Annotated in this window: 10 protein-coding genes; 9 read left to right on the forward strand and 1 reads right to left on the reverse strand. The window is 41.6% G+C overall.

What is annotated here, in order from left to right; translation table 11 throughout:
- Nucleotides 1–1,884, forward strand: a 1,884-nt coding sequence (locus J7338_RS19775) for a TonB-dependent receptor domain-containing protein (protein WP_210798678.1), incomplete at its 5' end; no start/stop codon positions are given.
- A 651-nt stretch (nucleotides 1,885–2,535) separates the two neighbouring features.
- On the opposite strand, the gene J7338_RS19780 is transcribed toward J7338_RS19775, so the two are convergent.
- Entirely contained in the window at nucleotides 2,536–4,161 is a 1,626-nt protein-coding gene (locus J7338_RS19780) for an alpha-glucosidase family protein (RefSeq protein WP_210798679.1), read from the reverse strand.
- A 722-nt stretch (nucleotides 4,162–4,883) separates the two neighbouring features.
- On the opposite strand from J7338_RS19780, the gene J7338_RS19785 reads away from it, so the two are divergent.
- The 8 genes from J7338_RS19785 (at nucleotide 4,884) to J7338_RS19820 (ending at nucleotide 20,442) form a co-directional block, all read left to right on the forward strand.
- On the forward strand, nucleotides 4,884–7,634 hold the full coding sequence (locus J7338_RS19785; protein ID WP_210798680.1) for a TonB-dependent receptor: 2,751 nt from the start codon (nucleotides 4,884–4,886) through the stop codon (nucleotides 7,632–7,634).
- A gap of 106 nt (nucleotides 7,635–7,740) precedes the next feature.
- Nucleotides 7,741–9,252 carry a tryptophan halogenase family protein gene (locus tag J7338_RS19790; protein WP_210798681.1) on the forward strand — a complete coding sequence of 504 codons (1,512 nt, stop codon included), beginning with the start codon at nucleotides 7,741–7,743 and terminating at the stop codon, nucleotides 9,250–9,252.
- A 1-nt stretch (nucleotide 9,253) separates the two neighbouring features.
- Nucleotides 9,254–10,741: a tryptophan halogenase family protein gene (locus J7338_RS19795; protein WP_210798682.1), complete on the forward strand. Its 1,488-nt coding sequence runs from the start codon at nucleotides 9,254–9,256 to the stop codon at nucleotides 10,739–10,741.
- 79 nt (nucleotides 10,742–10,820) lie between these two features.
- On the forward strand, nucleotides 10,821–12,599 hold the full coding sequence (locus J7338_RS19800) for a glycoside hydrolase family 13 protein (protein ID WP_228733042.1): 1,779 nt from the start codon (nucleotides 10,821–10,823) through the stop codon (nucleotides 12,597–12,599).
- 125 nt (nucleotides 12,600–12,724) lie between these two features.
- Nucleotides 12,725–14,617: an alpha-amylase family protein gene (locus tag J7338_RS19805; protein WP_210798684.1), complete on the forward strand. Its 1,893-nt coding sequence runs from the start codon at nucleotides 12,725–12,727 to the stop codon at nucleotides 14,615–14,617.
- A complete protein-coding gene (locus J7338_RS19810) occupies nucleotides 14,607–16,094 on the forward strand; it encodes an MFS transporter (protein ID WP_210798686.1) in 1,488 nt (495 codons plus the stop codon). The genes J7338_RS19805 and J7338_RS19810 overlap by 11 nt, the downstream gene beginning before the upstream one ends.
- Before the next feature lie 44 nt (nucleotides 16,095–16,138).
- Nucleotides 16,139–18,544 (forward strand): glycoside hydrolase family 15 protein, encoded by a 2,406-nt coding sequence (locus tag J7338_RS19815; protein ID WP_210798685.1) that lies wholly within the window; start codon nucleotides 16,139–16,141, stop codon nucleotides 18,542–18,544.
- 269 nt (nucleotides 18,545–18,813) lie between these two features.
- Nucleotides 18,814–20,442, forward strand: a complete 1,629-nt coding sequence (locus J7338_RS19820) for an alpha-amylase family glycosyl hydrolase (RefSeq protein WP_228733041.1) — start codon at nucleotides 18,814–18,816, stop codon at nucleotides 20,440–20,442.
- Nucleotides 20,443–20,828: the final 386 nt, after the last annotated feature.

The following is a 20,828-nucleotide window of genomic DNA, read 5'->3' on the forward strand; positions in this document are numbered from 1 at the left end:
CGACATACTTTTAACTTTGCAGGTAATTACGAGATAAACGACAATCATCGTTTATCTTTTGATACTGTCTATTCAAGAAGTTCAGCATTTGGTCAAAGCACTCCAGTATTCTGGCGTTCATTAAAAATTCGTAAAGACAATGCTTTTATCAAACAGGATCTTCGCGATCTAATGAAAGAAAACAGTGCTGAGTCAATTACGATGCGTCGTTCAAGTGAGGATTTTGGTCCTCGTAAATACGACCAAGAGCGTTCGACTTTCCGTACATCCATTGGTCTAGACGGGTATATCGATGACAACTGGTCATATTCAACTTACTTCCAACACGGACGCTTAAAGCAAGATACAAAGTGGTACGGTGAAGTGGTTGAACAAAATCTATACAATTCGCTTGATGCTGTTATATACAAAGGCAACGTAGTTTGTGCGGATAGAAATGAGGCGGGTGAAGTTGTTGGTGCTCTGAGTGGTTGTGCTCCGATTAATTTCTTAGGTAACCCACAACATTCTGCTGAAGCAATTGATTACATTTCTACAGTTGCAACAGCAGAGCATGGCGGAACACAGACAAGCTTTGGTGCAACAGTTACGGGTGACGTATATGAATTACCAGCGGGTCCAATCGGTACTGCATTTAGCTTTGAATGGCGCCGTGACTCAGCGTATGAAGAGCCGGGTACAGGTATCCGTAAAGGTATCATCTTTGGTAACTCAGGTTTAGCGTACTCTGGTGCAATTAACGTTAAAGAATATGCTGCTGAAATAATTGTTCCGTTAGTAGCTGACCAAGCGTGGGCTCAGGAGGTGAACTTAGAGCTTGCATATCGTTACATGAATTATTCATCAACAGGTAGTGACTCTGCGTACAAAGTAGGCTTAACTTACGAGTTGAATGATGAGATCCGTTTCCGTGCCACTGTTGCTGAATCAGTGCGTGCGCCTAATATTGAAGAGCTTTACGGGGCAGCAAGTACTCAATATGTGACTCGTCGAGACCAATGCGCAGCCGATAAAATTCAAAACACTGATGATAAGTATAAAGCTAATGTTATCAAAAACTGTGCTGCAGCTGGCATACCAAAAGGTTGGATGCCGTCACAAGAGTGGCAAGACAGTGGCAGCTTAGAAGGTAAACTAGGTGGTAATAGTAAGTTATTCAATGAAGTATCGAAAGATACGATCGTTGGTTTCGTATATACGCCAACATGGTTAGAAGGTTTTGATATCACAGTTGATTACTGGAACTTTGAAATTTCAGATGCTATTTACTTTTACAACTATAGGAGCATGAATGAAAACTGTTATCGTTCCGATAGCTTGGATAACCCATTCTGTCAATACTTTAGTCGTGATGCAAATACATTAGAAGTGAATGGTTACCTTGAAACTTCAATGAATGCAGCGACAGAAAAGAAAAGTGGTGTAGATATTGAGTCTGTTTACGATTTTGAAACTAGTTATGGTGAATTTGGCTTTAAGCTGACAGCGACATACGTTGAGAAGTACGAAGTAAACCAAACTGGTAATGCAACAGACTTACTCGTTAATACTGGTGAGCAAGAGCACATGAGATGGAGAGCTCGCTTGAACACTAGCTATGAGTACGGAGATTTCAGAGCTGTATTGGTCACCAATTACCGCCACAGTGCTGTAGATGACCGTAACGGCTGGAATATCGAGCAACATGATTATAACGAGATCCCTTCGTATACAACGTTTGATCTATCGATGAACTATAGAGTACTTGAAAACGTAGACCTACGTTTCGGTATTCAAAATATGTTCGACAAAACACCACCTAGACACCCTCTAGCGTTTGAAGACACTAACTGGTACGATCCAATCGGTCGTCGTGCTACTGTTGGTGTGAACATTAAGCTATAGTTCTTATAGCAATAAAAAAACCGTTCATTGAGCAAAAGCCAGTCAGTTAATCTGACTGGCTTTTTCTTTTTCAATGCTTTTGGAAGCGACTCTCAGAGCGTATTAGTAGTAACTGAAATAGCATTAAAAAGATATTAATATGTCTTGAAAAATGAGAAAAATTCAGTTGGTTTGGCCATACACCGAGTAATTCTGTGGCATAACGTATCGCTTTTATTATTAAATTATAGAGTACATATGGAAAACACAGCGATCCGTTTTTCTATCTCAGTGTTGAATTAATGGTTACATCAGCAGATGAAATAATCTATTTTAAAGATGCGATGCACCTAACCCAAGCAACAAAAATAAGCTGTGGTTGGACATGATAAACTGCTAGCAACGACAGGCAGTCGGAACACGTATCAGTGCGATTGATTTAATTAACCTAGCACGGTATACGTTAAGTGCTATGAGAAAGTAAAAGAATAGTTAAGATAAATTGATTTCGAGCGGCTCATTTTGTATGAATTGCATTATTGTTAAGCGAGTCTTATTTATAGTCGTATAAAGAACCAAAAAAAACCGGCCACAATATAGATTATGACCGATTACTCTTTTTCGAAAAGGAAATTACAATCTTGCAAATCCCTTTTATATTACTAAAAAATATTAACTAACGGCTGCGTAAAAACAACCAAAACCGGGTAGGGTAAGGGTTTGTTTATCTAAGCTGCCATTGTGATGATTCAGTTCTGTATGTTGCAAAATATCAGTGTGTTCAATGTTAAGGCTTGCAGGCTCTTGGGCTAGGTTAAATACGCACAACATAGTTTGGCCTGCAAAACGACGGTAAAAAGCTAACAATGGCTCAGGGGTGTCGATAAACTCAATATCGCCTTCAAGTAAAATAGCTTGTTGCTTACGCCATGTCATAAAATGGCGGAACGCATTTAGAATCGAATCGCTATCGCTATCTTGTTTGCTTACAGACTGGTGTTTGTGGTTTTCGTCAACAGGTAACCAAGGTTTCGTTGTAGAAAATCCGGCCTGTTCACTGTCATCATTATGCCATGGCATAGGCGTACGACAGCCATCTCGGCCTTTAAAGTTTGGCCAAAAAGTTATCCCATATGGGTCTTGTAAGTCTTCAAACGCCACACTTGCTTCACCAAGACCTAGCTCTTCACCTTGGTACATACATACACTACCGCGCAATGAAGCGAGTAGGGCGGTAAGCATTTTACACTGCGCAGGGTTTACTTCACCATTGTTACTCCAACGACTAGCAACACGTTCTACATCATGGTTACTAAAGGCCCAGCAAGGCCAACCTTCAGTCATTCTATTTTCTAATGTCTCGACTGTTGTACGAATATACTCACTGCTGTAGTCATTTGTAAGCAGCTCAAAGCTATAACCCATGTGCAGCTTATCACCACCTGACGTGTACTGCGCCATAGTAGCGAGTGAATCTTCGGATGATATTTCGCCTAACGACACCGTGCCTGGGTATTTATTAAGTAAGGCACGAATATCCTGCATAAAGCTGATATTTTCAGGTTGGGTATTATTGTAGTGATGATATTGAAACGCATACGGATTATCTTCACTAAAACCACGGCCTTGGCGTTTTTCAGGCGGCTTAGCAGGGTTGTCACGTAGCTGTGCATCGTGATAGCAAAAGTTAATTGCATCTAGGCGAAAACCATCCACGCCTTTTTTAAGCCAAAACTCAACATTATCTAATACTGCTTGACGTACATCTGGATTATGAAAATTAAGATCCGGTTGTTCAGTAAAAAAGTTGTGTAAATAATACTGGCCACGACGCGGCTCCCATTGCCAAGCAGGGCCACCAAAAATAGAAAGCCAGTTGTTTGGCTGGGTGCCATCTGGTTTTGCATCAGCCCAGACATACCAATCAGATCTGTCGTTAGTTTTGTCTTCTCGGCTGTCTAAAAACCATTGATGTTGGTCTGATGTGTGGCTCAATACTTGATCAATAATAATTTTAATATCACGTTGATGAGCGTGTGCAATGAGCTCGTCAAAGTCATTAAGATCGCCAAAAAGAGGGTCTACGTCACGATAATCGCTGATATCATAGCCAAAGTCTTTCATTGGGGATTTAAAAAATGGTGAGATCCAAATAGCATCAACACCCAGACTTTTAATATAGTCTATCCGGTTGATGATCCCTTTTAAATCACCAATGCCGTCACCGTTGGTATCTTGAAAACTGCGCGGATAAACCTGATAAATCACGGCACCCTTATACCACTGCTGTTGAGCCATTTTTTTCTCCATCGTGACAACACTCCCCATTTTACCCTCGCAATTATTATTGTTTAGAAATGGTGTGTTCGTAATCTTGTTAGCAGTTCAATTAAAGCGAACTACGTTATTTTTTAAAAAGCATACGTGAAGGGCTTGATACTGTAAAAAGGATGCATACGTATGCATGCTAAATAGATCGCTTTGATAAGGAAAACCGCTTCCGAAAAACCTATTAACAAAGGTATGTGAGCGGCAAATGAATGTTTACCAATTTTCATTCTCGCATCATTAACAAGGTAATTAGTCCAACTTGGTGCATATTCTATTTACTCTGTAGCGTTATGGTCTAATGCTTGTATTGGTCTTACCAATTAGCATTTTGAGGTAGATGCGACCGACACACGAATATCCAGTGTGAATACTCTAATAATTAAGGTATTAAACTATAAATTGCCGCACCAAAGGAGCTCTAAACAGTGCATATTTCTTTTATTAAATAGAATGTTTAACTGCCTTATCTTAATACCTATAAAAACAAGGTGTTGCCATCATCTATGTGAATTTTTTGTTAAGGTTGTTGGTTTTGCACTAGTCTGAATACGTATGCATAAAGTTGTTAATAAAATAAAGCGGGCGTTAAAATTCATCCTGACAACAAAATAGCTAACAAATGGTTTGCTTCTATCACAAGCAACCCGCTAAAAGTTAGTAATATAAAATTGGGTAACGGGAAACACATCATGTCTATGTTCAAACCAAGTATATTAACAATTGCACTTGCAACCGCAGGCTTAACTAGCATGGCAGGTTTTGCAGCTGAGCAACAAACAACTGCGAATGAAGATTTAGAAGTCATTGAAGTGAAAGGTTTTCGTCGTAGTTTAATTCAAGCTATCGACACTAAACGATTCAGCAGCTCAGTAGTAGAGGCAATCTCAGCAGAAGATATCGGTAAGTTACCTGATTCATCTATTGCAGAATCAATTGCGCGCCTACCAGGTCTTGCAGCGCAACGCTTAGATGGCCGTGCAAGTTCAATTACTATTCGTGGTATGGGCGAAGACTTTAGTACCACAACATTTAATGGTCGTGAGCAAGTATCGATTGGTGATAACCGTGGTGTTGAATACGACTTATACCCGTCAGAAGTGATCAGCGAAGTTGTTGTATACAAAACGCCAGACGCATCTTTAACGACTCAAGGGATTGGCGGTACCGTTGATTTACGCTCTACGCGTCCTCTCTCAGCCGGTGAACAATCAATTACTGCAAATGTGCGTTTTGAACAAAACGAAATGGATGCAGTTAATCCAGAAATGGATAATAAAGGTTATCGTGGTTCGTTTGGTTATGTAGATCAATTTGCTGACGATACCATTGGTGTTGCATTTGCTTATGCCCACATGGAATCACCAAATCAAGAACAACGCTGGAATGCATGGGGTTATGATCCAAGTGGTGCTGATGGCGATTTACGTTTGACGGGCGCTAAGCCTTATGCACGTTCATCAGAGCTAACAAGAGATAGCTTTTTAGGTGTGCTTGAGTTTGCACCATCAGATAAACTGCATATTACCGCCGATGCGATGTATGTTGATTTTGAAGATAAGCAAATATTACGAGGCATAGAGCTGCCATTAAATTCAGGTCGCGCAGATACAAATTATGAAACGTTAGCCACCAATGGCGGCGTTGTTACTCAAGGCCAAGTTAATAATATTAAAACCTTAGTGCGTAATGACGTAAACTTTAGGACTGCTGATTTACTCGCGCTTGGTTTTAACGTTGAATACGATATAAATGACAGCTGGCAAGTGGCTGCTGATGTGAGTTATTCAAAGGTTGAACGAGATGTCTGGGGTCTTGAAAGCTATGCAGCGACAGGACGTGGTGACAACGAAGGCCTTGGTGATAACCTACAATACAGCCTTGACAGTGGTATGGCAGGGGCCATTTTTACCCCTACACTTGATTATTCAGACCGCGATTTATTTCAACTGGGTGCAGCGCGTACTTGGGGCGATAGTGTTGTTGGTGGCGACGGTCAAGATGGCTTTTTAAATAGACCACATGTTGAAGATGAATTAGCATCATTAAAGCTAAGTGCAAAAACTTACATTGAAAACAGCCTGATAAGCCACGTTGAATTTGGTGTTAACTACAGCAGTCGTGAAAAAGATAAACAAGATACCGGTGAGTACCTGCGCCTCAAGCAGTATCCTGAAATGGTGCGTATCCCAGATGAATACTACCTAGGCTCAGTATCTCTTGATTTTATTGGTATGGGTAACATGATTGCGTATGATTCGTTAGCCCTATACAACAGCGGCGCGTACGATTCATTTAATCAAGGCGATACCAAGACTGATCGTTGGGCAAATATTTGGACTGTACAAGAGGATATTTTAACTGCCTATGTTAAAGCTGATTTAGATACTGAATTGTTTGGTTTACCTGCACGCGGCAACGTGGGCTTGCAAATTGTAAATACAGATCAAAGCTCTGACGGTTATGCGGTTGATTCAGACCCAGATACAGGCCTTATCCGCGTACAATCAAATAGAGCAGGCGACAAGTACACTGAATTTTTACCAAGCTTGAACTTGAACTTATCGTTGACTGAAGATCAAATGCTACGCTTTGGTTTAGCTCGTACAATGTCGCGTTCACGTATGGATCGTATGAATGCAAGTAACAGCTACAGCTTTGATACGGCAAAAAACAACGTTACAACACCACCGACTAATCTAGAAAATTCACCATGGAGTGCAAGTGGCGGTAACCCAAGTTTGCGTCCTGTTATTGCTAATCAAATCGACTTATCGTATGAGTATTACTTTAGTGCAGAAGGTTATTTTGCAGCTGCTTTATTTCATAAAGACATCGAAGATTGGCAGTTCAACACGCAAATACTAGGTGATTTTGCTGATGTTGATACACCTAACGGTGAAGTGCCGATCACTAACCAAGGTCTAGTGAGCGCATGGGATAACGTAGGCGATGCAAAAGTATCAGGCCTTGAGTTAACAGCGACATTACCAGGTAATATACTCAGCGATAGCCTTGAAGGCTTTGGTACCGTTATTAGCGCTACCTTTTTAGATTCTTCGCTTGATAATCTCAATGGTGAGAAAGAAGAAATTCCAGGTCTATCAGATAAAGTTTATAACTGGACACTTTATTATGAAAACTACGGTTTTCAAGCACGTGTGAGTATGCGTTACCGCTCAGACTTCTTAGGTGAAGTAAATGGTCTATCATTAGCAAGAACAACGGTCGTTGTTGCAGAAGAGACTATCTGGGATGCCCAAATTGGTTACGATTTCTCTGAGTCTAGCATTGAAGCATTACAAGGTCTTACTGTATCGCTACAAGCACAAAACTTAACTGATGAGCCGTTTGTAACTTACCATGACGGTAATAAAGCAACGGTACGTGATTATCAAAGCTATGGGGCTAATTATTTATTAGGCTTTGCTTATAAATTTTAATTAAATATATACCCAAGTCAGTATGATTCAGTTGTATTAAACGCGATTGAGACAAAATACTAGGGATCTCAATAGAGATCCCTTTTTTATTTGTGAGGAGTGATAAATGAAAGCGATAGAAAAAATTGTTATCTTAGGCGGCGGCAGTGCAGGTTGGATGACCGCAGCGATGTTAGCAAAAGTGTTTTCTAAGCAGCTATCAATCACTTTAATAGAATCACCCGATATTCCAACTGTTGGTGTAGGGGAGGCAACTATCCCTGCGATACAGGCTTTCAACAATGTCTTGGGGCTTGATGAACACGTTTTTTTAAAGCGCACTCAAGGCACTTATAAACTTGGTATTCAATTTGAAAATTGGGGCCAACAAGGCGATAGTTACCAGCATGCATTTGGTGATATTGGCAGAGGGCTTGGGATCACCCCATTTCATCACTTTTGGCTCAAAAGCAACCAAAGCAAAACAACGCAAACCTTATGGGACTACAGTGTTAATGCCATTGCGGCAAATAATAATAAATTCCACCCAAATCCACAGATTGGTAAAACGCCTTTAGCTGGGCTTACTTATGCTTATCACTTTGATGCGGGCAAATACGCAAAGTTATTACAAGAGTTTGCAATTGCGCAAGGTGTAGAATATCTCAGTGGTACGATGGAGTCTGTAAAATTAGACGATAATGGCTTGATTAAAACTCTTGAACTCAGTGATGAACAAACCATAAAAGGTGATTTTTTTATTGATTGCAGCGGCTCCAGTGCACGCTTGATTGAACAGGCGTTGGGGGTTAAATACCAAAGTTATCAGCATTGGCTTTTCTGTGACCGTGCAATTGCAGTGCAAACTAAACCGCTGAAAAATACCCCGCCATTTACTCGTTCGATTGCAAAAGATGCTGGGTGGCAATGGCAAATTCCGCTGCAAAATAGAGTGGGGAATGGGCTGGTATATAGCAGCCAATTTATGAGTGCTGAACAAGCTGAACAACAGTTATTAAATAGTTTAGAAACTGAGACCATAACGGCCCCAAAACATATTAAGTTCACGCCAGGGCGGCGTGAACAGCAGTGGTTTAAAAACTGTTTAAGTATTGGTTTATCTAGTGGCTTTTTAGAACCTTTGGAGTCGACCAGCTTACATTTAATACAAACCAGTATAGCTCGGTTTATTAAGTTATTTCCGGCGCACCCTGATTGTGAGTTATCGGCGCATGCTTATAATTTACAAGCCAAAAATGAATTTGAAAAAATTCGTGATTTTATTATTTTGCATTACGCTGTTAATCAAAAACAGTCTTTATTTTGGCAACAATGTAGCACTATGACATTACCTGACTCATTACAGCAACGTATTGCACTCTTTAAACGAACAGGTACGCTATCAATACAAGCAGATGAACTTTTTTCAGAGGTTGCTTGGCTACAAGTTTTAATTGGACAAGGGATCAGACCACAAAGTTATCATCCGCTCGCACGTGCAATTTCAGATTCTGAGCTGGATGAGTTCTTATCAAATATAACCACAATCCAACAACAATACGTGACTCACTTACCAACACATGAGCAATATTTACAGCAATTTTGCAGTGGCTCAGAGTTAGCAAAAGGTCACCTTTAGTATGAATATTATTATTGTTGGTGGCGGTACAGCAGGGTGGATGGCTGCTAATTTATTAAATCATTCTCTCACTGATACCCATGTCACTTTAATTGAATCACCAACAATTGCGCCTATTGGTGTTGGTGAAGGGTCGACTGCGCAGTTAAAACAATTCTTCGATACATTAAATATTAGCGAAAGTGAGTGGATGCCTCAATGCAATGCAACCTACAAACTGGGGATTGAATTTAAAAATTGGTCTACCCATCCAGGTCATGAGCAGTATTTTCACTCATTTTATGGGCAGACGGATTTACATACACAGCAGCAATTTATAAAAAGTTGTTTGTTAAAACGTCAAGGTATAGCGATTGATGCACATCCCGACAGCTATTTTTTAGCAGCCTACTTAGCTAAGCAACGGCGTGGGCCACATACTCAAGCGGACTTTCCATTTCAGCAAAGTTATGGTTATCATTTTGACTCGGGACTGCTTGGGCTATTTTTAGCTAATAGAGCAACAAGCAAAGGTGTTAAGCACCTAAAAAGCACCATAGCGCAGGTTGAGCTTGATTCTGCAGGCAACATCAAGCAGCTTGTTCTTGATGAAAACAGTGATGGACAGCAGTGTATTGCAGCTGATTTTTTTATCGATTGTAGTGGTTTTAAAGGATTGCTTATTCAGCAAGCATTAGCCGTACCTTGGCTTAGTTTTAAAGAAAATCTATTTAACGACAGTGCTATTGTACTGCCGACAATGAGTAATCAATTACAAGCCCCGCAAACAACTTCAACCGCATTAAAATATGGATGGCAATGGGCTATTCCGCTTACCAATCGTATTGGCAATGGTTATGTTTACAGCCAAGACTTTTGCAGTGCTGATGAAGCAGAAACAGAACTTAGAACCAAACTCGGCTTACTCAATTGCGATGTACCTGCACGTAAGCTAACAATGAAAGTAGGACGAGTTAAGCAACATTGGTATAAAAACTGTTTAGCTGTAGGTTTATCGCAAGGCTTTATTGAACCTCTTGAAGCAACTGCTTTACATTTAGTGCAGCAAACAATCGAATCGTTTATCGCATGTTTTGAGCATAACCGACCGAGTGAAGTAAAACGTGATCCGTTCAATATGCAAATTAATAACCGTATAGAAGGTATTCGCGATTATATTGTGTGTCATTATCGCGCATCTAATCGTCGAGATACCGAGTATTGGCAAGCAAATGGTCAAAATGAAATGCTATCAGCCTCGTTAAAAAATATTCTTCAGTGCTGGCTATCGCGTAATGATTTAACTGGCGAAATTGCCCATCAAGGGATTGAACACTACTATTCAAGTCTGTCGTGGCATAGCTTATTGAGCGGTTATGGCGTCTTCCCTCCTAGCGTTGCTAAGCCAAGTTATACGCAACAACAGCAAATTAAAGAGCTTTATAATTTTAACCATCAGTGTGCAAGCCATTTTAGCGCGCTTACACCCATCATCCCGCAACAAAAATAATCAGGATATTAATATGAGACCATCAAAAAGTGTATTACTGTTAGTCACAGTAATACTGAGCTTTCAGCTGCACGCAAAAATGCGCGTTGAACCACAAAACTGGTGGGTTGGTATGCAAAGTAATGCCTTGCAAATTATGCTGCATGATCAAGGTATTGCTAAGCAACAATGGCAATTAGCATCTTACTCTGGAGTGAGTTTAAAAAGCGTAACTAAAACCGATAACCCAAATTACGCTTTTTTAAATCTTGAAATAAATCCAAGCACAAAGCCCGGTGTTTTAGTGTTTAGCAGTAAATCAGGTAAGCGTTTTGAGTATCAACTGCATGCACGTAAAGCAAATAGCAGCAAACGTAACGGTTTTGATAGCAGTGATACCATTTACTTAATTAATCCGGATCGCTTTGCTAATGGCGATAGCAGCAACGATACAGTAAAAGGAATGCTTGAGGCTGCAAATCCAATTGAGCGAGGCGGGCGTCACGGTGGCGACATTCAAGGTGTGATTAACGCACTGCCGTATTTGCAAAAACTGGGCGTAACCCAGCTTTGGTTAACCCCACCACTTGAAAATGATATGCCCAGCTACTCTTACCACGGTTATGCAATTACCGATTTTTACACTATCGACCCACGCATGGGCTCAAATGAGTTATATCGCGAGTTATCAGCTAAAGCGAAACAACACGGTATAGGTATAGTGATGGATTTAGTGCTTAATCACTTTGGCTCTGAGCATGAATGGATGACAGATAAACCCACATCAGATTGGATCAATTTTAATGGCGAGTTTGCAAACGGTAAACATGCTACCAGCCATGCTCGCCAAACCATTCAAGATCCTCATGCCAGTGAGTTTGATAAACGCCAGTTTAGCGATGGCTGGTTTGTAGCCACAATGCCAGATTTGAACCAGCGTCAACCACTTTTAGCAACATATTTAATTCAAAATGCTATTTGGTGGATTGAATACGCCGACTTAAGCGGTATTCGCGTCGATACCTATTCATATTCAGATAAAGCCTTTTTAGCTGACTGGACTAAAGCCATAATGACTGAGTATCCCACTTTTAATATTGTTGGCGAAGAGTGGACATCAAACCCAGCCATTGCTTCATACTGGCAAGCGGGCAAAGTTAATAACGATGGTTACACCTCAAGCTTACCAAGCGTGATGGATTTTTCATTACAAGAGTCAGTTATTCAAGCACTTAATGAAAAGGAGAGTTGGAACACTGGCTGGGTAAAAGTGTATCAATCAATCGCCAATGACTTTTTATACCCAAATCCAGACAACTTGCTCGTGTTTGCCGATAACCACGATATGAGCCGAGTTTACACTCAGCTTAAGCAAGATTTAGCGAAAACTAAAATAGCGATGACACTGCTTTTAACTACCCGTGGTATTGCACAAATGTATTATGGCACCGAAGTATTGCTTGATAATACGGGCAGTAATGATCACGGTGATATCCGTATTGATTTTCCAGGTGGTTTTAAAGGCCAGCCAAGTAATGCTTTTACAGGACAAGGGTTATCAGATCAGCAGCGTGATATGCAGCAAACCATCACCACCTTACTTAATTTTAGAAAGCAAAGCCCAGCAATAGCGCAAGGTAAACTGGTTCATTTTAGTCCTAAATCAGGTATATACAGTTACGCGCGGATAAGTGAACAGCAAACTGTACTAGTGTTTTTAAATAAAAATACCGCAGCAAAGAGCTGGCCATTAGCGTATCTGCAAGAGGTTATTGGGCAACACAAACAGGCCGTGAGTCTTTTTACAGATCAGCAAATAAATATAACAGATACAGTGACCTTAGCGCCTATGAGTGCAACGGTATTAATAATTGAATAAATACCCTGTGTGAATACGTATGCAGCCGCTGTCAGTCAGTGACAGTTCACTTTAGTATTAAATTTATAATAAAAATGACGTTTAAATGACAATTCATTAAAACGTCAGATCTAAGTAAGAACATTATGACAACAAACAAAACCACAATTAGCACATTTAAATATGGCTCATGGGTATTAGCTAGTAGCTTATTATTATCGAGCTGCTCAGATGAGCCTACCACCCTCAGTGTTGGCAAAAAAGTAGCTGAACAAGTTAACGAACATTCAAAGCCTGTGGTTTACCAAGTATTTACCCGTTTATTTGGCAACACCCAAACGGCTAACGTGCCATGGGGTACTAAAGAGCAAAATGGCGTAGGCACATTTAGTGACTTTAATGATGCTGCTTTAAGTGGCATTAAACAACTTGGCACTACCCATATTTGGTATACAGGTGTGCTGCACCACGCGCTGGTGGGGGATTATAGCCAATACGGCATTAGCCAAGACGATCCAGATGTCGTTAAAGGGCGCGCAGGCTCTCCTTACGCGATTAAAGACTATTACGATGTAAACCCAGATTTAGCCATCAATCCAGAGCGCCGCCTAGAAGAGTTTGCCGCATTGATTGAACGCACCCACCAACACGGTATGAAAGTGGTCATTGATATTGTGCCAAATCATGTGGCGCGTCATTATCAATCAACTGCAAAACCTACCGGAGTTAAAGATTTTGGTGAGCAAGATGACACCAGCGTCGAGTATGCCCGCGATAATAACTTTTATTACGTTACTGGGCAGTCATTTCAAGTACCAACCAGTGAAAACTACCAAGTGCTAGGCGGTAATACGCACCCACTTGCCGATAACTTATTTGCTGAAACGCCGGCAAAATGGACTGGTAATGGTACCCGTGCTGCTAAGCCTGATATAAACGACTGGTACGAAACAGTTAAAGTAAATTATGGCGTAAAACCTGACGGTAGTTATGACTTTCCAACTCTGCCCGATGAGTATGCTACTAAAGATTTACGCGCGCACTTTGAGTTTTGGCAAGACAAAGACTTACCTAACAGCTGGTACAAATTTAGAGATATTGCGCTATATTGGCTCGATAAAGGCGTAGATGGCTTTCGCTATGATATGGCCGAAATGGTACCAGTAGAGTTTTGGAGCTTTCTAAACTCATCAATCAAGATGCACAACCCAGAGGCATTTTTACTAGCCGAAGTATACAATCCCGCACTATATCGCCCGTATATCCAGCAAGGAAAAATGGATTACTTGTACGATAAAGTCGGCTTTTACGACACCTTAAAAGCTGTTATGCAAGGCACGCAACCGGCAGACACTATTTTTAATGCTCAGCAAAAAGTGGCTGACATAGAGCAGCATATGCTGCACTTTTTAGAAAACCATGACGAACAACGTATCGCCAGCCCTGACTTTGCAGGTAGTAGTGAAAAGGGCAAACCCGCATTAGTAGTATCAAACCTTATTAGCCGTGCGCCAACACTTTTATATTTTGGCCAAGATGTGGGTGAAGACGGCTCTGATGATGCAGGGTTTGGTAAACCAACTCGTACCAGTATTTTTGATTATATTGGCGTGCCAGCGCATCAAGCGTGGATGAACAACGGCAAATTTGATGGTGCTTTATTAACACCGGCACAAGGTCAATTACGTGAATATTATAAAGCCGTTATGGCGTTGAGTAAGCATCCAGCAGTTGTAGCCGGTGACATGCAACCACTCGTGGTTACTGGCAGCGAAAAAGTTGCAGCGTTTAGCCGCAGTATCGGTAATCAACAAATTTGGGTGGTGAGTAATTTTTCGAGTGTACAAACAATCGTCACCATTGAAATTCCAATGACTACCTTAGTTAATGATAAGCGTGGTGAGTTTAAGTTACTTGATTTACTGGAAGCAAACCAAACAGCAGTAATAACTATCACCGAACAAGATGCACAGATCAGCTTAACTTTAAATGCGCTTAGCAGTGCAGTATTAACCACTGGAGCACATGATGAGAGATAACAAACCCGATTTAAGCTTTTGGCAAATATGGAATATGTGCTTTGGCTTTTTAGGTATTCAATTTGGCTTTGCACTGCAAAACGGTAATGTGAGCCGGATATTTCAAACATTGGGTGCAAACGTTGATGACATTCCTATTTTATGGGTGGCAGCACCGTTAACAGGCTTAATTGTGCAACCGATCATAGGGTATTGGAGCGATAAAACTTGGGGCAAACTAGGACGTCGTCGTCCATTCTTTTTATACGGCGCTATTTTAACGACCTTATCGCTGTTTATTATGCCCAACTCTCCTACATTATGGATAGCGGCAGGTATGCTGTGGATCATGGATGCCTCTATTAACGTAACCATGGAACCATTTCGTGCTTTAGTGGGTGATAACCTCCCCAAAAAACAGCGAGCAACGGGCTATGCCATGCAAAGCTTTTTTATTGGTGTAGGCGCGGTTGTGGCGTCAGCATTACCGTGGATGATGACTAACTGGTTTGATATTGCCAATACTGCACCACTGGGGCAAATTCCAGATTCAGTGAAGTATTCATTCTACTTTGGCGGGGTCATTTTATTGATCGCGGTTGGCTGGACGATTCTAACCACCAAAGAATATTCACCTGAGCAACTGGCTAAATTTAACGAGCAAGACAGCGCTAACGAGCCAGATGCCATTGCTAATTCAGTGAATTTTACTAAAGGCGGTATCGTTTTTACCGTACTCGGTTTAGCTGTGCTTGGGCTTGTAACAGGGCTAAATCTTGAAAAAGAGCTTTACCTACTTGCTGGTGGCTTAGTGAGCTTTGGGGTTATTCAATTTATTGCAGGTCTGCTTAAAGCAAAACAAGCAACAACGGGCGGGTTTTATCAAGTTGTAAACGATGTATTTACTATGCCAGAGGCGATGAAACAACTCGCATGGGTGCAGTTCTTTAGTTGGTTTGCCCTATTTGCAATGTGGATTTACACCACGTCAGCGGTTACCAGTTTTCATTACGGTAGCAGCGATACCAGCTCTGCGGCGTACAATAACGGCGCTGATTGGGTCGGCATTTTGTTTGCGGCTTACAATGGTTTTGCTGCAATTGCCGCGTTATGTATCCCGATCATCGTAAGGCGTGTGGGTTTAAAGCTTGGACATGCCATCAACTTGATATTGGGTGCGCTAGGGTTAGTTAGCTTTATTGTCATCAAAGATCCAACGTTACTTATTTGGCCAATGATAGGTATTGGTTTTGCGTGGGCGTCTATTTTGTCCTTGCCTTACGCCATGTTAAGTACCTCAGTACCGAGTCATAAAATGGGTGTGTATATGGGAATATTTAACTTTTTTATTGTGATCCCACAATTACTCGCTGCCAGCGTGTTAGGCCTCATTTTACGTAATTTCTTTGAGAATCAACCTATTTATGCATTAGTGCTCGGCGCTGTGTCATTTGTATTGGCGGCTGTTGCTGTACTGCGTGTTAAGCAAACACAGTAACGTTTGCACGCCCAATCACTAAGAGAAAGAATTAAGGGTATAAAATGAAAAAATACAACATCATCACCACAAGCTTACTTATGCTGGGCTTAACAGCTTGCAGCACTGAACAAGCAAAAAAGAATACACACGTCACTTCGCAATTAACAGCCCCTGGTGCGCCAGGCGCTGAACCATTTTGGGCATACTCAGGTAAAACCGGTATTGGCACGTCATTTGAGCAATACCAAAACGGCGCATACAGCGATAATGCAGCAACAGGCACAGTATCCAAAGTATGGTTTTCAATTGCTAAAGGCATGATCACCGAAACCATGTTTGGGCTTATTCATCAAGCGCAAATTAAAGACATGCAATTTGTTGTAGTAGGAAAAGATTTTACAGTCACCGAAACTGACGACTTAGACGTTACCATTGATTACTTATACAAAGACGATAAAGGCCGCCCGTTATCATTAGCATACAAAGTAGTAAGTAAAGACAAACAAGGTCGCTTTAGCCTCGAAAAACACATATTTACCGATCCAGACGGGCAAAGCTTATTTGTACGCAGTATTTTTAGTACCCAGCTTGACGGTGTAAAAGCTTATGTAACGGTTAACCCGTATATAAACAACAACGGCTTAGATGACTTTGCAAAAGCCACTGAGCAAGGTTTGGTTGCTTGGCAGGACGATAATTACTTGTCATTGCAAGGTGCACAGCCATTTAAACAAACAAGTGTGGGTTTTACCGGTAAGAGCGATGGCCTAAATGAACTTAAAACCTCACAGCAACTAAACAATGTATATACCAACACCGGTGAGCAATCAGGTAATGTGAGCTTACTTGCTGAGCTGGGTGAGATTAGCAAAAGCAGCCAATTTGATTTAACCCTGAGTTTTGGTAACAACGAGCAAGCAAGCTTTAAAGAAGGCCAAGCAAGTTTAAATCGTGGCTACCAACACGTACTTGATAACTACAACGGCAAAGGCGAGGCATTAGGCTGGCAAGACTACCTGCAAAGCCTTGCACCGCTTAACAGTATGACAGCGCAAACCGCTGATAACGGCAAGTTACTTTATACCAGTGCCATGGTGTTAAAAGCCCAAGAAGATAAAACTCATGCAGGTGCGCTGATTGCGTCTTTATCTAACCCATGGGGCGAAACCGTATCGGCTAAAACCGGCTCTACCGGTTATAAAGCGGTATGGGTACGTGACTTTTACCAAGTGGCTATGGCGTTCATGGCCATGGGTGATACCGACACGGCTAAAACAGCTTTCGAATACCTTGAAAAAGTACAAGTAAACACCAATACACCAGATAACAACGGCGACACAGGTTGGTTTTTACAAAAAACACACGTAGATGGCGAACTTGAGTGGGTAGGCGTACAGCTAGACCAAACCGCTATGCCACTTATGCTAGCGTGGAAGCTTCACCAAGCAGGTGTATTAACAGATGCAGAGCTAACGAATTGGTACGGCCGTATGTTAAAGCCTGCCGCTGACTTTTTAGTAGACGGTGGGCGCGCAAAAATTTTGTGGAACGACACAGAAATAACGCCGCCAGCCACTCAACAAGAGCGCTGGGAAGAGCAAGAAGGGTATTCGCCATCAACCACCGCAGCTGTTGTTGCCGGTTTAATTACCGCTGCTGATATTGCAAAAATGGTAGGAGATGAGGTGAATGCTAAACGCTACCTTGCAACAGCAAAAAGTTACAACGCTGATATAGAAAACATGATGTTTACCACCGCAGGTAATTTAGAATCAAACGCATCAGACGGCGAGTATTTTATTCGTATTGGCCAAGATAAAAACGCTAACTCAAATACCAAAATTAACGCTAATAATGGCCGTGACGGGTTTAATAAAAAGCAAATACTTGATGGTGGCTTTTTAGAGTTGGTTCGCTATGGCGTACGTGATGCGCTAGCGCCTAGCATAGTAAAAACACTGCCCGAGTATGATGACGAAACCCTAACAGATAACCTACAAGTTAAATACAGCTTTGAGTTTACTGATGGCAGCGGCACATTCGCGGGTTATCGCCGTTATGGTAACGACGGATACGGTGAAGACGAAGTAACCGGCGCAAACTACGGCGAAGGCGGGCAAAATAGCCCAGGGCAACGTGGGCGAGTTTGGCCATTTTTTACCGGCGAACGAGGTCATTATGAAATTGCCGCCGCGAATGCCAATAATACGTTAGATGCAACAAAGCAGCAGGCTATTAAAAATAGCTATGTAAAAGGCCTAGAGCAATTTGCTAACCAAGGCATGATGCTACCAGAACAAGTATGGGATGGCGTAGGCAACAATAAAGCGGGTTACACGTTAGGCGAGGGTACTAACTCGGCCACACCGCTGGCGTGGACGCATGCTGAATACGTGAAGCTAGTTCGCTCATTAAGTGACAAACAAGTATGGGATCATTACCCAGTTGTTACTAAAGCACTAAAATAACCGCAAACTAATTAACCTGAACTCTGGTTAAGAGATTTACTAAAGTATTGAATAAAAAGATATTTGTGCTTATTTTTCTCTAGCCAGAGATTTTTAGTGAAAACAAGGCGAAATTACGCGTCAATAGCTCGCCTATTGCAAGTAAATTCAACGCAGTTAGCGCTGAAAATAGCTGCTTGAGATGGATTTATTATCCAAAGTTCAGGTTAATTAACATAGCCGTAGTGAAATACGGCTATGTTATTTATAACAATAACAACGAGGCTGTAATGAAAACCTTTACTTTAAGCGCGTTGGCACTGGCACTCATGCTAACAGGCTGCCAGAGCGCACCATCATTAAATACCAACACTAATAACACCGAAATATCGCAATTTAACACTGAGCAACACGCAACGCCTTGGTGGCAAAATGCGGTATTTTATCAAATTTGGCCACGCAGCTTTTACGACAGCGATGCTGATGGTCATGGCGATTTTAATGGTATGACCCAAAAGCTCCCGTATCTACAAGAGCTTGGCGTTAACGCATTGTGGTTAACCCCGATGTTTGAAGCACCTTCTTATCATGGCTATGATTTTACTGAATTTTACCAAGTAGAAAACGACTACGGCAGCATGGCAGAGTTTGAAGCCTTTATAAAAGCTGCTGACGACAAAGGCATGAAAGTCATACTTGATTTAGTTATAAACCATATATCAAGTAACCATGAATGGTTTCAGCGTTCAGCAAATAATGAAGCCCCTTATGCAGATTACTTTATTTGGCGCGACGATATGCCAAAAGCTGGAAGCGGCTGGGGCCACGCATGGAGTAATAACGACCAACCCGATGCTGTATGGCATTGGAATGAAACACGCCAGCAGTATTACTATGGTGCGTTTGGAGCGAGCCAACCAGACTTGAATTTACGCCACCCAGATGTTATTGCCGAAATGGAAAAAATGGCTAAGTTTTGGCTTGATAAAGGCGTTGCAGGGTTTAGATTAGACGCAGTACGTTTTGCAATGGAAGGTGGCGCAGATGCGCAAGCCGATACCGACGAAACTATTGCATATTGGCAGCACTTTAACCAATACGTAAAAAGCGTTGATCCAGAGGCGTATTTAGTAGGTGAAGCCTGGGCCGACATTCCTGTGGCAGCCAAGTATTATGGTGCAGGGAAGGGGCTTGATCAGGGCTTTGATTTTGAAGTGGGCTATAAAATACTGGGTTTGTTAAAACCCGATGCCAGTGGCGAAGCGCAGTTTGGCACGATGCAGTCTAATCAACAAGTGAATACAGTTGATGCCAATGTGCTCAAACAAAATTTACAGCAACGTATTGACTCAGCCGCACCACTTGATTTTTTTGCGCCGTTTTTAACTAATCACGACCAAGAGCGTGTGGCTTATCAACTTGCAGAGCACGACGATAAAGCAAAACTTGCCGCTGCGATGTTATTTAGCTCTCCTGGCACGCCGTATATTTATTACGGTGAAGAAATTGGCCTAACACAAGGTGGCACAGGTCACGATGTGTATAAACGCGCGCCTATGCAATGGGACAACAGCAATCAAGCCGGTTTTACCAAAGCTAAAACGAGCTGGGTTGAACAAAGTGAATTATTTGGTAAAGACTTTACCAGCTGGTGGCCTGAATTTTTAGCCGAGCAGCTTAGCGCAGGCGATCGCAATGTTAAAGTACAGCAAGCAGACTCTGATTCACTTTGGCGTTTATATCAGCACTTAATTTCGCAGAAAAAACAGCGCCCAGAGCTGGGTATTAAAGGCAGTTATGCGTTAAATCAATACGATAACGGCCTAGTTGAAATAACCCGCGAGTTAAACGGTAGTAAATCAGTGTTTGTGCTTAACTTAACCGCTAACCCGCAAAGCATCAGCAGCATCAAACGTTAGGGGTTAACGCCTAGCTGGCAACACGACCTCAATGACGAGCAACTCGCAGCTTATGGTTTGTTGTTATTGAATAACACACTGTAAATAGATTACACATAAATTGGGGTTAACATACGTTAGCCCCTTTTTGTAAAAATGTTTTTATTGCATTGCCCCCAAGTTATAGCTCATTTTAATGAATCATAATTAGCTTAACTTCATCTGGCGCCATGGCGCTTATCAGGAAAATCACTATAAAATGCAACCCATCACAGGTAGGTATTTACGGTACGTAATGAATACTGACGTACCAACATAGATTCAGCGATGTAATTTAAAGATGGGGGGCGCGTTTTCATGTCATCACCAATATGGATAATTGTATAAGTATGGCTATGTTGTATTTC

Source organism: Pseudoalteromonas ostreae, from assembly GCF_018069805.1.
GTDB lineage: Bacteria > Pseudomonadota > Gammaproteobacteria > Enterobacterales > Alteromonadaceae > Pseudoalteromonas > Pseudoalteromonas ostreae.

Bases quoted from the DNA above. Each gene is read 5' to 3' on its own strand.
- J7338_RS19780 (WP_210798679.1), bottom strand. From the start codon at position 4,161: ATGGCTCAACAGCAGTGGTATAAGGGTGCCGTGATTTATCAGGTTTAT.
- J7338_RS19785 (WP_210798680.1), top strand. From the start codon at position 4,884: ATGTCTATGTTCAAACCAAGTATATTAACAATTGCACTTGCAACCGCA.
- J7338_RS19790 (WP_210798681.1), top strand. From the start codon at position 7,741: ATGAAAGCGATAGAAAAAATTGTTATCTTAGGCGGCGGCAGTGCAGGT.
- J7338_RS19795 (WP_210798682.1), top strand. From the start codon at position 9,254: ATGAATATTATTATTGTTGGTGGCGGTACAGCAGGGTGGATGGCTGCT.
- J7338_RS19800 (WP_228733042.1), top strand. From the start codon at position 10,821: ATGCGCGTTGAACCACAAAACTGGTGGGTTGGTATGCAAAGTAATGCC.
- J7338_RS19805 (WP_210798684.1), top strand. From the start codon at position 12,725: ATGACAACAAACAAAACCACAATTAGCACATTTAAATATGGCTCATGG.
- J7338_RS19810 (WP_210798686.1), top strand. From the start codon at position 14,607: ATGAGAGATAACAAACCCGATTTAAGCTTTTGGCAAATATGGAATATG.
- J7338_RS19815 (WP_210798685.1), top strand. From the start codon at position 16,139: ATGAAAAAATACAACATCATCACCACAAGCTTACTTATGCTGGGCTTA.
- J7338_RS19820 (WP_228733041.1), top strand. From the start codon at position 18,814: ATGAAAACCTTTACTTTAAGCGCGTTGGCACTGGCACTCATGCTAACA.